The organism is Streptomyces sp. NPDC085524, from assembly GCF_044541755.1.
In the GTDB taxonomy this organism is placed as follows: domain Bacteria; phylum Actinomycetota; class Actinomycetes; order Streptomycetales; family Streptomycetaceae; genus Streptomyces.
Map to the genome: position 1 here is coordinate 313,388 of NZ_JBITTH010000002.1, position 12,300 is coordinate 325,687.

The window sequence follows — 12,300 nt, forward strand, 5'->3', positions numbered from 1 at the left end:
GCTGGCCTGGGAGTGGGGGCGGAGCCGCGCAGCCTCGGCGGAGCCAGCTGCCGGATCGCCGCTCGGGCCAGTCGCATGCGGTCGACCCCGTCCGTATCTCCGGCGGGGACGGGCAGTGCCCCTGGTGGTGAGATTTCGGGTGCGGCGTGCAGGTCGAGGATCACGGCGGGGTTCTTGGTCCAGAGAGTTGTGGCGCCGTAATCCCGTTCCAGTTCGGGCCGGACGCGGATCCTCAGACTGCAGTTCCGCGTCACGAACCCCACGTTCGTGATGTCCTTCCAGGGGATGCGGCCGGTGGGCGTCCCTTCCGGCAGCATTCCCGTCTCCCAGGTGACACCGTCCGCGTCGATCGTCACGTCTGTACGGAACGCACCTTTGTGCGCTGCCTGCGGAACGACACGGAACGCGACCGGTGTTCGGCGCCGCGGTCTTCGGCAGGAGCATCGTCCGTGGCGGTAAGCGGAGCAGTGGCCGACGCCGGCAGCGGGGGAGGGGCGGGTGGTGGCGTGTGCCCCGGTGCTCGCGTGCCCGCGGTCGGTGCCGCCACGAGGCGTTCCGTCGTCGGCCGGGCCGCCGGGTTCTTCGCCAGACACTCGCCCAGCAGCGTACGCAGCTCCCGAGGGCAGCCGCCGAGGTCGGGTTCTTCGTTGACCACCCGGTACAGGAGCGTCTCGATCGTGCCGTGGCCGAAGGGCGCCGTCCCGGTCGCGGCGAACAGCAGGACGCCCGCCAGCGAGAACACGTCGGACGGCGGACCCACCACGCGTCCCGTGACCTGCTCCGGGGACATGAACCCGGGCGTACCGATCACGTGGTTGCCGGTCAGGGTGGTGACGCCGGGCGTGGGCTCGATTGCCTTGGCGATCCCGAAGTCGATCAGACGGGGACCGTCATCGGCCATCAGGACGTCCCCGGGTTCCAGATCACGGTGGACCAGGCCGGCTCGGTGCACGTACCCCGGCGCGTCGGCGAGCTGCGCGCCCAGCAGCAGCAACGCCGGGAGGGCCAGCGGCCCGTCCCACCAGTCTCGCCAGGTCCGGTGCGTCGATGTACTGGCTGGCCACCCACGGCCGTTCCGCCTCGGGGTCACAGTCCACCACGGGTGCCGTCCAGATTGCCGGGACCGCCCTCGCGGCGTCGACCTCGCGGCGAAATCGGGCTCGGAAGCCGGGATCGGCCGCTACCTCGGCGCGCACCAGCTTCACGGCGACCCGTCGGCCGCTGGGGGAGCGGCCCAGGAACACCTCCCCCATACCTCCCTCGTCCAGCCGCTCCAGCAACCCGTAGCTGCCCACCCCGCGGGGATCCCCGCTTCGTAGCCCCACCGCCATGCCCCCTCACCGCGCATCCTGCCCCGTCCGGCTGCTGCATGTGCCCGTGCCATCCCTGCACCGAACGGTCCGTAGCGAGTAGGCGGCCGCAACCGGGGCGGTGTCCAGGTCCCCACGGGTGGCGCGGCACGCCTTGGGTTCGTCCGGCCCCGGCTGCCGCCAGGCAGGACAGCCCGAAGCAGACCATGGGCGGGACCGCGCCCGACTCCTCGTCCAGGAACAGGAGCAGCCCGAGGTTGACCAGGGCGTGGAAGCCGCCCGCGAGCAGCAGCCGCCGCCACCCGCCCGCCTCTTCGAGCGCGACACCGAGAACCACCGACATGGACACGGTGGCCACGAGGAACCCGGCGGCGTAGGCGGGGGCCTGCCCCAGCACCCGGGCGTGCCAGACCCCCTACAGCACCCACACGGTCACCGAGGAGGCGCCCTGCGCTGGGTCGCGGCCGGGGGGCGCGGTGCTGGATCCCGAGGTGGTGCGCGGGCTGTTCGCGACGCGCGGCTACCCGACATAGCGGCGCCTCCCGTTCGCCGACGGCCGGTTCGACACGGTCGTGTGCCGACAACTCGCTGCCCCACCTGCTGACAGCGCAGGATGTGCAGACCGCGTTGGCCGAGATGCGCCGCGTGCTGCGTCCCGACGGACAACTGCTGGTCAGTACACGTCCGTACGACGACCTGCTGCGCGACCGCCCGGCCTCGACACCCCCACAAGTCCATGAGGCAGCCGATGGCGGGGATCGGACGATCACCTTCCAGCTCTGGCACGACGACGGCGAGCACTACGACCTGTAGCACTTCCAACTCCTCCCGGCAGACGGGGAATGGCGCGTCCGGGTCCGCCGCACGACCTACTGGGCGCTCGACCGGACCGGGCTGGCGCGCCTCGCAGCCGAGGCTGGGTTCATCGACACCCGGTGGCGGGTGCCGGAGGAGGCGGGCTTCTTTCAGCCGGTGCTCGTGGCCCGCGCGGACGGGTAGGCGACCGCGTCGAACGGCCCGAAGCCGTTTGGTCCAAGCATCGAACGGATATTCGATGCGGGCCTGCCCGTCAGCGAGGAGTGGTCGACCGGCCACGTTCGGTTCCTCGGGCCGGCGGGCAGTGCGCCGGGGAGGCCGACGGGAGGCGGTGTCACGCGGACCGGCAGACGATGGATCCGTGGGAACACGGACGGCCTTGGGTACGGGTGCCGGATGAACGAGCACATGCCGGTCGACGAGCTGATCAGCGGCGCCGCGCAGGCCGCGGGCGGATGGCTGGGCTCGCTGCCGGTGGCCTTGGTGGCCACCAGCGCCGATGGGACGATCGTGCGCTGGAACCAGCTGGCGCAGGAACTGCTGGGCTATTCCCCGCACCAGATGCTGGGCCACAACATCGCGGACCTCCTCCACCCGGGATCCGACCGCAGTCTGGGCCGCTCGCTCTGGGAGGCTGCGGCCACAGGGCGGGGAGTGATGGGCACGGTGACCGTCTGGCACCGCGACGGGTACCCGCTGGAGGTGGAGATCTGGGCCGCTCCCGTCGCCGACCGGCAGCACGGCGCGGCGACGGTACTGGTCTTCGCCGCCGATGCGCACGCGGCACGGCGTATCCGGGGGTCCTCGGCGGTGTGGGACGGGCTGTTCCACCGATCGCCCGTCGGCATCGCCATCCTGGACACGCAGCTACGGTTCCTGCAGGTCAACCCCGCACTCGAAGCCATGAACGGTCTTCCGGAGTCGGCACACGTGGGGCGGCGCCTGGCCCAGATCCTCCCGGAGGTGAACGCCCACGAGATGGAGGAGGCCATGCGGCAGGTGCTGGCGACGGGACAGCCGGTCCTGGACCGCCGGCGCGTCGGGCGGACGCCGGCAGAACCCGAGCACGACCGGGTGTGGTCGTGCTCCTACGTCCGGGTCGAAGATCCCGCCCGGATGCCGATCGGTGTCATCGCCTCGCTCGTCGACATCACCGAGCAGCAGCGCGACCACGTGGAAGCCGAAGCGGGACGCCGCAGGCTCGCCCTGCTCAGCGAGGCCAGCATGCGCGTCGGTTCCAGTCTCGACCTGGAGCGCACCTCACAGGAACTCGCCGATCTCGCCGTACCGCGCCTCGCCGACGCGGTCACCGTGGACGTCCTGGACGCACTCGCGAACGGGGACGAGCCCGGTGCGGGGCTGAGAGGCGGGGTCGCACTGCGGCGGCTGGGCAAGGCCCCGCTCTCCGGATCCGAGGTGACCGACATCCTCGCCCCCCTCGGCAGGACCCTCTCCTTCCCCGAGGCCGCGCCCTACACCCAGGCCCTCGCGGCGAGGCAGACCTTCCTGATCGCCCGCCTCGACCAGCAGGCCATCGCCCCTGCCGCCCTGCACACGGCCAAGCCCGCGCAACTGCTCGCGGTCGGAGTGCACTCGTTCATCATGGCCCCCTTGCTGGCCAGGGAGACGGTGCTCGGCGTCGCCACGTTCTACCGCACCCGCCCGACGGGACCCTTCGGCTCCGAAGACGTCACGCTCGCCGGGGAACTCACGGCACGCGCCGCGCTCAGCATCGACAACGCACGGCTCTACCACCGTGAGCACGAGACCGCGGTCATCCTCCAGCGCAGCATGCTCCCGCAGCACATCACCCCGCCGAAGGGCATCGAGGTCAGCCACCGCTACCTCTCCGCGAGCGACGTCAACGAGGTCGGCGGCGACTGGTACGACGTCCTGCACCTGGCCGACGGCAAGGTGGGCCTGCTCATCGGCGACGTCATGGGGCACGGCATCGCGGCGGCCGCGGTCATGGGCCGGCTGTCCGCCTCCGTACGCGCTCTCGCACGCCTGGACCTCGGGCCGGTGCGCCTCCTGCGCCAGCTGGAGGCCGCCCTCGCCGATCTCTCCGAGCCGATGCTGGCCACCCTCCTGTACGTCGTCTGCGACCCGGCCGCAGGAAGCTGCACCGTCACCCGGGCCGGACACCCGCCGCCCGCACTCGTGCACCCCGACGGCACGGTCCGGATCCTGGACACCCCGCCCGGCGTCCCCCTGGGCGTCGGGGGCGTCGCCTTCACCCCCACCGAGGTTTCGGTGGCTCCAGGCAGTCTCCTCGTGCTCTACACCGACGGACTCGTCGAAGCCCGCAACAGCGACCTCGACGAGCGGCTGGAGGAGCTGACGAGGCTGCTCACCCATCCGCAGCGACAGCTGGACCACCTGTGCGATGCGCTGATCACGCACCTCGTTCCGGCATCGGCTGACGACGACGTCGCGCTCCTCGTCGCCCGCATCGGCGGGGCACAGCACGCGGGCTGACCCGCACCACGACGTGGCCGGCGGTGAGCACGCCGACGGGGCGGGTATCAACCCCGGGCCTACGCCACCGGGTTCTGAAGGGCCGGCCGTGACCAGGGTGCGTCGGCGGCGTCGCTCTCCGGTCGTAGCCCGAGCTCACGGAGTTGGTTGACCGCCATCATGGCGTTGAACATCGGGTTCGGGTTGGCCTCGCTGAGCCTCAGGCCGGCGCCGGCTTCCGTGCAGCGGGTGGTGAACGCGCTCGGCCGGACCTGCCCGCCCTCCTCGGTCAGCCCGAGTGCCGCCGCCCACAGGGCAGTTGCCTGCTCCGCCACCCGTCCAAGTAGGACACCGCCTCGGTTCCGCAGTCGCTCAGGTGCACGATCACGTGTCCGGCGCAGTGCCCCTGGCTGCGCAGCACGCGCACCGCGCCGTCGGCGAAGGTCCAACCGGTGAACGCCAGCGAGCCGATACGAATTCGCTCCAGAGGGCGCTCCTCATAGGTCCGAGTCGTGGCGCCGAACGGCCGCATCGGCGGGAAGAGCGACATGAGCTTGTCGGCCAGCGCACGGGACGGGGGCAGCGGCACCACTCCGGCGATGCGGTCGAAGGCCCGCACCAGGGCGCCGCCGGGTCCCGCATCTGGTCGAGGTCAGGGGCCGGGACGTAGTGCTCGGCCGGTACGCCCAGCTCGTCCGCCAGGCCGTCGCTGGCGATGCGGTCCGGATGACCGTGCGTGGTCAGAAGCAGTACACGCGACCAGGGCCGGACCCGGGTGGTCGCCTCCTTCAGAGCCGCACGGAAGGACGCCGTGACACCGGTGTCGACGAGCACCAGGGTGTCGCCGAGGCGGTGTACCAGGGCGTTGGCCACGTCTGGCTGATCGCGCTCGACATCCAGTTCCTGCCCCAGTACGAGCACGGTCCGGTCGTCGATCTCGATCAGGTCACCGAGCGCGGTCATGGCTCCTCCCGCGGTCTCGTCCGTCCCCAGCTCACCGTGTCGACCAGGTGTGCCCCTGCCGACGAGCGTACGCCGCACCGCATGGGTGTCCTCTGGCCCCCCGCCCCGAGCCTCCTGGCCGCCGGCTGCGGTCGCTTCCCGCCCAAGCTGCTCGTCCGCGACGACCAACTGGCCGTGGCCGCGCTGCCCGGTGAGGGCCCCGCCGCCTTGGCCGTGCTGCTGATCCGCCCGTCCAGCCTGCTGCCGGCCCTGACCCGGTCGCACCGGCACGCACCCGGACGCCCAGGGGCCGGCATATCCGGTCAGACCGTGGGTGAGGCCGTGGACCCGTCACGCTGGTAGCCCTGTCCGTCGCCGTGCCGTCCCGGCCCGACCGCCTCCATGGCCCGGCACCGGCAACGCGGGCCGCCCGGAGCAGCTGGCAGGCGCCGCCGGAGCGCGTTTCACTGGAAGGTGGCCTACGAGCCCGCTGAAGCGGAAGCAGGACCGCGCACCCGGGAGGTCCCGTGAACACGTACGTGCCACCCCGCTTCGACCCCACCCGCGTCCCCCACCTCCTCGGGACCTTCGCGCCCGTGTCCGAGGAGGTCGACGTCGCAGACCTCGAGGTGACGGGCGAGCTGCCGGACGCCTTGGACGGCCTCTACCTGCGCAACGGCCCCAATCCACGCTTCACCCCGATCGGCTCTTACCTGTACCCCATCGACGGCGACGGAATGCTGCACGGCGTGTGGATCTCCGGCGGCCGGGCCCGCTACCGCAACCGGTTCGTACGCACTCCCGCCCTCGAGGCCGAAGAGCGCGCCGGGCGCGCTCTGTGGGGCGGCCTCGAGTCGATGATCATGCCGACCGGCGACCAGGTGGGACCGCAGCTCGCCGCGACCTTCCGGGACATGCCGGACATCAACGTGGTCAGGCATGCCGGCCGCCTGCTGGCCCTCGCGGAGTCAGCCTGCCCCTTCCGCGTGGACGACGGACTGTCGACGCTCGGCCGCGAGGACTTCGGCGGCGCCCTGCCCGCGGGCATCACCGCCCACCCCAAGACCGATCCGGTCACGGGAGAGATGGTGGTCTTCTGCTACGGATTGGAGCCGCCCTACCTGACCTGGTCCGTCATCGACCGCGGCGGCACGGTCAGCCGCGGGCCCACCCCCGTCGACGGGGTGGACCGTCCGATGATGATCCACGACATGGCGCTGACGGGTCGCTACGTCGTCCTCGTCCTCGCCCCGGCCTTCTTCGACCTGGACGCGGCCATGTCCGGTGGTTCCTTCCTGGCCTGGCGCCCCGAACAGGGCACCCGTGTCGTGCTGATCCCCCGCGACGGCGGGCCGCCGCGCTGGGCGCGCGACGAGGCGTTCTGGGTGTGGCACACGGTGAACGCGTACGACGACGGCCCCGGTACGCAATCCCCGGTGGTCCTCGACTACGTGCAGTGGAGCCGGCTGACGGTCGGCGGGCCCGAGGAGGAGGGCGAACCGATCAGCGGTGGCCTGGTACGGGCGCGCATCGACGCGGTTGAGGGCAGCATGACCCGTACGGTGCTGGACGACGCCCGAGTGGAGTTCCCGCGCGTCGACGACCGACGCGTCGGCCGGCGCCACCGGTACACCGCGCTGGCCACCGAGACCGGTCGTGCAGACCTGCTGCCGGGCGAGTACGACGCCGTCCGCTGGTGCGACGTCGAGCGGGGCACCTCCCGCGTCTGGCCGGCGGGGAACCTCTCGGTCGGCGAGCCGGTCTTCGCCCCCGAACCGGGCTCGGCGGATTCCTCCGGCTCCGAGGAGAGCGGGTACTGGCTGACCTTCGCCACCGATCGCACCGACGGGGCGAGCTGGTTCCTGGTCATCCCGGCCCAGGATCCCGCCTCGGGCCCGGTGGCCCGTGTACGCATTCCTGTCCGGGTGCCCCTCGGGCTGCACGGCTGCTGGCTGCCCACCGAGGAGTGAACCCCGGCCCCAACGAGCCCGTGCATGGTTGCTGGTCAGGTGTGGGCCACCGCCGGCGCTTTGCGCCGAGGCCCCCCACGCGGCAAGTGGGAGACGGGACGGAGGGCGACGCCGTAGGCCCGGTGCCCGGTTCCCGGGGGAGCGGGGCGAGTCTGGGAGCTGGTCGGCGGCCGCATGCGGCGCCTCGGCAGCCTCGACGGCCTCGACGGCGAGACGGGCCAGGCGGTCGACGATGGCCGCGCAGAGGCGGTGGCCGGTCTCGCACACCACGTGCGACGGGCCCGTCCGCATGGGCCGCCACAAAACCAGTGGAGCCGCCCCGCTGTGCGCCGTTACCGTGCTGCCGGACCAGTCGTCTAGGCAAGGGCGTTCCGTTGAACACCGTGTGAGACCCCCCGAGTGCTGATTCGTCGCGCGTCGCGCATGTGCGCCGCGCTCCTTTCTGCTGCGGTCTTCTCACTGGAACCGGTGTACTTCTGTGCTCAATACCTGGGTGGTCGCTCCCACCTGCCTGCCGCTCGTTCTCCGCCGATGCCACACGTGCGCGTCCGAGCGCTTCCGGGCGAACGGCAAATTCCGCGTCAACGCCAACCACAAGCTCCTCGACGCCTGGCTCCTCGCGCTCTGCACCGCGTGCGGGGACACGGCGAAACTCACGGTCCTGGAGCGGGTGCACGTGCGCTCCGTACGACCCGAGCTGCTGGACCGGCTCCATGACAACGACCCGGGCCTGGCAGCCGAACTGCTCCAGGATCCGGTCGTGCAGCGCCGCAATCACATCGCCCTTGACTGGGACGGCGCCTGGCGCCTCGACACCGGCGGATCGGATCACCTGGACCGGGAAGTGATCGACGTCTCGGTCCGCTTCGCAGCGCGGATCCCGGTACGGCCTATGCGGTTGATCTCTGAGGGGTGCCGTCTTTCACGGGCCGAGGTCGGGAGACTGATCACGGACGGGAAGCTCGTCTCGGCGGTCCGGCTGCGCGGCAAGCTCTCGGGGGACTTCACCTTCACGCTCAAGCGCTGACCCCTCCCGGGGGCAGGGGCCTGTCCGGCGAGATCCGCCGGACAGGCCCCTGGACGGCCGTGCGGTGACCACGGCCGGGGTGGTCAGGCGGAGACATCTGATCGGCATCCGGGTGAATTCACATGTCACTCGTGTAGGGGCAGGCCAGAGGGCGGGACCCTGCATGGGTGATCACTGCTCCCCTTGGGGCGGACGGTTGCTCTGGCGGCTGTCGTAGCCTGCCCGGGTGTTGCTCCGGCCGTGCTCCGCGCACATCGCGGGGCACCACGGAGAGGTGCGTTCAGACGGACTGGGACAACCGCCGCTTCCCCACACGGACGGGGAACGGCGAACTCCGATGGCAGCACTTCTCCCGCCCGCACGGCATCACCAGTTGCAGGCTCATCAGCGCCGCACTCAACGGCGAATACTGGGGCTCTGCCATCAAGAACGGCCGCCAGGTCGATTTAGGGAGCGTTGCGAAAGTAGATCAGGAGCCGTAATTGGCTCGGGCGGTTGTCTGGTCTGACCAGCCCTGCGACAGGGCGAGATGGCCGGAGCGGAGCGCGTCGCGCTGTTGGGTAACCCATTGCTCAACCTGATCTGCGGATTCCGCGACGGGCTGATCCGTGGTGTCGATCAGGTGGGTGCACCATCGTCGGTCGTCGGCCGTCCACCCGGTCCAGCGGTGCCAGGCCATACGGGGCCAGCTGTCGTCGATGATGACATCGGGTCGGTATTGGGGATCCTCGGCGTGCTGGCGGTGCCAGGCGGCCCAGCCGAGGAAGGCGTCAACCGCCGGAGCGTGCCATCGGCCAGGGTCGCGCATGGTGAGCCTGCCGCGCCGGACCTCGTCGGACACGTCGACCAGACACACCGCGATTCCGTCCAGTAGCGGGGCGGAAGGGCTGGCCAGGACCTCTCCCATCGGGGACTGCCCGGTCAGCAGGAGGTCGACGCCACGGTCCTGGTATTCCAGCGCGCGACGCACCCACATCTCGGTCATGCGGTTGCGCCACCGGCGGTCGGCGCCTTCCGGTACGCCGAGCTCGTCGAAGTCGTGCACGGCGACCCGCTCCAGCCGCTCGCCCACGGAGTAGGCGAGCGTGGTCTTGCCCGAACAGCTGGAGCCGGTCAGTTTGAGCAGCATCTGACCAGGATGTCAGGCCAGTAGTGGTCTCCTCGAAAGGTTTTCTCCGGGACCTTCCCGCTCTGGCTTGTCACAGACACTCGTTGATGGCGGCGATCAGCACGGTCGCTTCGTAGCGGACGGCGAGCTCGTCATACCTCGTGGCTACGGCTCGGTGGCGTTTCAGGCGGTTGATCCCGCACTCCACCGCGTGTCGCTCCTTGTAGTCGTCCTTGTCGAACTTGGGCGGGCGCCCGCCACGGGAGCCGAGCTTCTTGCGGTTGCGGACCTGGTCGGCCTTCTCCGGGATCGTGCAGCCGATCCCGAGTCTGCGCAGGTAGGCTCGGTTGGCGCGGGAGCCGTAGGGTCTGTCCGCGCGGACCTTGTCCGGCTTGGTGCGCGGCCGGCCTGGGCCGGTGCGGGGTACCCGGATGCCCTCCAGGACCGGCTGGAACTGCGGGCTGTCGTGGCGCTGGCCGGCCGTGACAAGCGGCGACAGTGGCTTCTGCCCCTGCTCCACGGCCAGGTGCAGTTTGGTGGTCAGCCCGCCGCGCGACCGCCCGAGGCCGTGGTCGTCCGGTTCGCTGAAGACACCGCCGGGAGGCTCTTTCTGGGAAGCCCCTTTTTACGCGCCCCCGCGGCGTGCTGATGGGCCCGAGCGATTGTGGAGTCCACGCTGACGTCCCACGTGATCAGGCCCTTGGCGTCGCGCCATGGCCCGTAGGTGCACGAAGATGCGCTTCCAGGTGCCGTCGCGCTGCCAACGCCGGAACAGGTCGTAGGCCCGGTCCCAGGGCCCGTATCGCTCAGGCAGGTCGCGCCACGGCGCCCCGGTCCGGGTCCGCCACCGTATGCCGTCGATCAGTTGCCGCCGCGTCCACGTCGGCGGACGCCCGGGCTTCTTGCCCTGCGGTAACAACGGCTCCAGCCGAGCCCACTGGCCGTTCGTCAGATCTCCACGTCCCACGGCGAGTGATCATCCATGACCTTGATCGACTTTCGCAACACTCCCCAGTGGTCAAGGTCCGCTACGCCAGAACCACCGACGACGACGGTACGAAGCGCCCGGTGCACAGGAGATGGTCGGAGTCATCACGGCCTACTGCCGAGGCGTTCAGAAGTGCCCGTCATGGGTCAACTGACCTGTACCGAGGGCTGCCTCTCCCGCGCGCAGAGCGCCGTCGCTGCAGCTCTCTGGCACTACACCGGCGCTCCCATTGCGAGGCCGTACTACGTCCGCGGATGTATCCCCGAATCCGACGGTGCGCTGTGATCGTCGCGCTGTGGACCGGCCCGAATGCACGTGAGAAGAGAAACCTCTTCCTGCTCGTCCCCCTGGTGTCGGGCGGACTCCCCGTCCCGCCGAGGCAGGTCGTTGCGGGCCTGATGGGGCTCGCCCGCGGGACGCAACTGTTCGGCTCTGTCGGCCGGAGCTTCGACGGCAAACCCCTTCTCGACGGCAGCGGCCTCGTCGAGGGCGAGGGGCAGCCGTGCCTGTGCGACGGTGCCGCGGAACCCCCGGGGCCACGCGGGTTCTCCTTCGAGCGCCCGGGTGAACCGAATCGCTACCCGTGAACGGCTGCGCAGGTGAGGAGGATGAGGCCGGCCCGTCTCGTCGGGCACACACGTTCTCGGAACTCTCCTGCATGCCGGAGCTCCCGCCGCACTACCACGCTGTGCGGCCGGGGGCCGCGGCCTGCCGGCGCCTGTCGCGCTGTACGTCGACCATGCCGACCCGCTCGAACGCGCGCGGCTGCCGCTCCGCGCCGCCGGGCACGGGCGTGCTGCGGTAGTTGAGAGCCGACGGCGCGGGTATGGGCGGCGGCCCGTTGTGCCGTACGGCGCGCAGACATACACTCTCGCGTCCCGCCAGCCACGCGTCGAACGGAGCGCACCATGCCCAAGGTCACCGCGATCGCCCTGCTCAAGGCCGCCCCCGGGGCAGAGGGAAAGGTCCGTGAGCAGGCCCTGTCCTTGGTCGCTCCGTCGCGGGCCGAGACGGGCAACATCAGCTATCAGGCGTACGTCCACCCCGAGGACCCGAGCGCATGGCTGGTGTTCGAGGAGTGGGAGGACCGCGCCGCGTTCGAGGCGCACCTGTCGAGCCCGCACCTGACCGAGGCGCTCGCGGCGGGTCCGGGATTGCTGGCCGGCCCGCCGGCCGAGCACGTGTTCACCGCTGCGGAGTGACAGGTACCCCAGTACCCATCTGAGCCCCCGTCACCTTCTTCGCGGCCCTGCAAAACGGCCGTCGGCCTCCGGGCCCGGGACTGCTGTCTCCCAGGTCGTCCTCACGGCCCCGTTCGACTGTGCCGACTGCCAGGACAACGCGCACCGCTGCGACACGGCGACCGGCCCGCTGCGCGGCACGCGCACCCCTGCGCGCCTACGGTGGCGACATCACCTCCACCCGCCAGGACACCGGCATCCACGGCCCTGCCCGCCTGACGGCGGCCGATGTCCGGGCGGTGACCGCCCTACTGATCGCCGCCCTCGCCGCCGACGGCACCTCTACGGCGGCATGTACACCTGGCCCGCGGCTACGGCGGCCTGCTGCCCGACCTGGCTGCGCCGGGTGCCGACCTCACCACCGCCGCCGCGAGGCACGAAGCCGATGGCGCTCGTCCCGTTCACGTCCGACGACACCGCCCGCAAAGTGGCTGCGCGCGG

At 71.1% G+C, this 12,300-nt stretch carries 11 protein-coding genes and 2 pseudogenes; 7 read left to right on the top strand and 6 right to left on the bottom strand.

Annotation, left to right across the window (positions count from 1 at the left end; all coding sequences use genetic code 11):
• Window positions 1-352: 352 nt before the first annotated feature.
• Window positions 353-1,090 carry a protein kinase gene (locus ACIGFK_RS04215; protein WP_400050459.1) on the bottom strand — a complete coding sequence of 246 codons (738 nt, stop codon included), beginning with the start codon at window positions 1,088-1,090 and terminating at the stop codon, window positions 353-355.
• 753 nt (window positions 1,091-1,843) lie between these two features.
• On the opposite strand from ACIGFK_RS04215, the pseudogene ACIGFK_RS04220 reads away from it, so the two are divergent.
• A pseudogene (locus ACIGFK_RS04220) lies at window positions 1,844-2,309 on the top strand (class I SAM-dependent methyltransferase); the annotation flags it as partial.
• A 213-nt stretch (window positions 2,310-2,522) separates the two neighbouring features.
• Window positions 2,523-4,604: a SpoIIE family protein phosphatase gene (locus ACIGFK_RS04225; RefSeq protein ID WP_376658346.1), complete on the top strand. Its 2,082-nt coding sequence runs from the start codon at window positions 2,523-2,525 to the stop codon at window positions 4,602-4,604.
• A gap of 59 nt (window positions 4,605-4,663) precedes the next feature.
• Here the strand turns inward: ACIGFK_RS04225 and ACIGFK_RS04230 are convergent, their stop codons facing one another.
• Window positions 4,664-4,918, bottom strand: a complete 255-nt coding sequence (locus ACIGFK_RS04230) for a hypothetical protein (RefSeq protein WP_376658347.1) — start codon at window positions 4,916-4,918, stop codon at window positions 4,664-4,666.
• A 49-nt stretch (window positions 4,919-4,967) separates the two neighbouring features.
• Entirely contained in the window at window positions 4,968-5,417 is a 450-nt protein-coding gene (locus ACIGFK_RS04235) for a hypothetical protein (protein WP_400050592.1), read from the bottom strand.
• Here ACIGFK_RS04235 and ACIGFK_RS04240 point away from each other — a divergent pair.
• The 3 genes from ACIGFK_RS04240 to ACIGFK_RS04250 all read left to right on the top strand — a co-directional run bounded on the left by ACIGFK_RS04240 (window position 5,310) and on the right by ACIGFK_RS04250 (window position 8,522).
• A complete protein-coding gene (locus ACIGFK_RS04240) occupies window positions 5,310-5,888 on the top strand; it encodes a hypothetical protein (RefSeq protein ID WP_400050601.1) in 579 nt (192 codons plus the stop codon). The two genes, ACIGFK_RS04235 and ACIGFK_RS04240, sit on opposite strands and share 108 nt — an antisense overlap.
• Before the next feature lie 164 nt (window positions 5,889-6,052).
• Window positions 6,053-7,495: a carotenoid oxygenase family protein gene (locus tag ACIGFK_RS04245; protein ID WP_400050461.1), complete on the top strand. Its 1,443-nt coding sequence runs from the start codon at window positions 6,053-6,055 to the stop codon at window positions 7,493-7,495.
• Window positions 7,496-7,973: 478 nt separating this feature from the next.
• Window positions 7,974-8,522 carry a DUF1062 domain-containing protein gene (locus ACIGFK_RS04250; protein WP_400050463.1) on the top strand — a complete coding sequence of 183 codons (549 nt, stop codon included), beginning with the start codon at window positions 7,974-7,976 and terminating at the stop codon, window positions 8,520-8,522.
• Between the two features lie 469 nt (window positions 8,523-8,991).
• Here ACIGFK_RS04250 and ACIGFK_RS04255 read toward each other — a convergent pair whose 3' ends face one another.
• The gene (locus tag ACIGFK_RS04255) at window positions 8,992-9,651 is read right to left on the bottom strand and encodes a hypothetical protein (protein ID WP_376658354.1); all 660 of its coding nucleotides are present in this window, start codon (window positions 9,649-9,651) and stop codon (window positions 8,992-8,994) included.
• A 70-nt stretch (window positions 9,652-9,721) separates the two neighbouring features.
• Window positions 9,722-10,597: pseudogene (locus ACIGFK_RS04260) on the bottom strand (IS5 family transposase).
• 302 nt (window positions 10,598-10,899) lie between these two features.
• On the opposite strand from ACIGFK_RS04260, the gene ACIGFK_RS04265 reads away from it, so the two are divergent.
• Entirely contained in the window at window positions 10,900-11,205 is a 306-nt protein-coding gene (locus ACIGFK_RS04265; protein WP_376658356.1) for a hypothetical protein, read from the top strand.
• 321 nt (window positions 11,206-11,526) lie between these two features.
• Window positions 11,527-11,820, top strand: a complete 294-nt coding sequence (locus ACIGFK_RS04270) for a putative quinol monooxygenase (RefSeq protein ID WP_400050464.1) — start codon at window positions 11,527-11,529, stop codon at window positions 11,818-11,820.
• A gap of 321 nt (window positions 11,821-12,141) precedes the next feature.
• Here ACIGFK_RS04270 and ACIGFK_RS04275 read toward each other — a convergent pair whose 3' ends face one another.
• The gene (locus tag ACIGFK_RS04275; protein ID WP_400050466.1) at window positions 12,142-12,276 is read right to left on the bottom strand and encodes a hypothetical protein; all 135 of its coding nucleotides are present in this window, start codon (window positions 12,274-12,276) and stop codon (window positions 12,142-12,144) included.
• Window positions 12,277-12,300 lie beyond the last annotated feature (24 nt).

What these genes read in the sequence shown, in the direction of transcription:
- ACIGFK_RS04225 (WP_376658346.1), top strand. Translation starts at nt 2,523, where the DNA reads ATGAACGAGCACATGCCGGTCGACGAGCTGATCAGCGGCGCCGCGCAG.
- ACIGFK_RS04270 (WP_400050464.1), top strand. Translation starts at nt 11,527, where the DNA reads ATGCCCAAGGTCACCGCGATCGCCCTGCTCAAGGCCGCCCCCGGGGCA.
- ACIGFK_RS04240 (WP_400050601.1), top strand. Translation starts at nt 5,310, where the DNA reads ATGACCGTGCGTGGTCAGAAGCAGTACACGCGACCAGGGCCGGACCCG.
- ACIGFK_RS04255 (WP_376658354.1), bottom strand. Translation starts at nt 9,651, where the DNA reads ATGCTGCTCAAACTGACCGGCTCCAGCTGTTCGGGCAAGACCACGCTC.